Below are 1,219 nucleotides of genomic sequence, written 5' to 3'. Positions count from 1 at the left end.
GGCCATTTTTTTAGGTTTCAAAATGGTCTAAATTTCCTTCACATTTTAGAACTATCAAGGCAATAGCTAAATTTCTGAGTTCCATTTTAAATCTTCTTTTAGCGGTTTTATAGCCTATTTTGTTAGCTTTTTTATATATTAAAACTAGCATAGCCACAATCAATGTCATGTAAAGCATGACTTCTATTCCATTTTTGTTTAACGACACAAGGTGACTAACATTAAGTTCTTGTTTAATAAAACGGAAGAATACCTCAATATCCCATCTTCTTCTATAGGCTTGTGCAACTTCTTTAGCCGTTAGTTCAAAATCATTGGTTATAAACCAAAACGCTTTAGACTCTTCTGTTTTACTTTTTGCAACAATTAAACGAAAAGGCGTTTCTACTAACTCTTCTCTATAATGGATATTTCCTTTTTTGTTTTCGATAGGTTTTCCAGTATACAGTTGTACCTTACTATCTTTTATAAGGATTAGCTCTCCTAAATCTATCTCTTTATTTTGACTCTTTAAACAGGCTATCTCTATATGTTTTCTGTTTTCTCTTGCTCTAATAATAAAACCAATGGAGTCTTTACTAAAAGAGTTCATCGTTCTTGTAGATTGCAAGCCTCTGTCAATTACATAAATATTTTGATGACCTGACTCTTGTTTTACGTGACCCAAAATAGCTTCAGGTAAAGCAACATCCTCGCTAGAGTATTTTTTATCTGTAAAAACATTAAAATTGCAAGGTAGTAAACCATCGAAAGCAACACTGTACTTTACAGACTTCTTTCCATTTTTATGGTCAATACCTTTTACTAATCTTGTAGAAGCTTCACTAACCATAGAGCTATCAACATGAACTAAGTTGTATTTTGAGCTATTCTTATTAGGATAAGCATCATAAAACTGTTGGTAAATACATTGGTATATCTGAGCAAAGTAATCGGAATCAATTTTAGATAATCGTTCTGAGATAGAACTTCTACGTATACTTTCTGATTTGTCCAAATCAAAAAGAGTTTTGAAAATTACATCATTAAATGTATCCTCTAAAGTACGTTGACTCAGTTTTTCATTTTCTAAAATACCATACAATAAAAGATAGAACATCTTTTTACCATGAAGTACTTTGGCATAATAATCTACTTTAGTAGTTACTGATAAGTTGGATAAAAGAGCTTCTGGTATAACTCTCAATAATTGATTTACTGAAATTTTATGATCTTTAAA

Annotated in this window: 1 protein-coding gene; it reads right to left on the bottom strand. The window is 30.5% G+C overall.

The window, feature by feature from the left end; translation table 11 throughout:
• Positions 1-10: 10 nt before the first annotated feature.
• A partial coding sequence (locus FP421_RS02100; RefSeq protein ID WP_159947152.1) for an IS4 family transposase occupies positions 11-1,219 on the bottom strand: 1,209 nt, incomplete at its 5' end.

It is taken from the genome of Polaribacter septentrionalilitoris (assembly GCF_009832745.1).
GTDB lineage: Bacteria > Bacteroidota > Bacteroidia > Flavobacteriales > Flavobacteriaceae > Polaribacter > Polaribacter septentrionalilitoris.
Note: the sequence above shows the minus strand (reverse complement) of the source record. Positions and strands in the feature narration are given on the sequence as shown.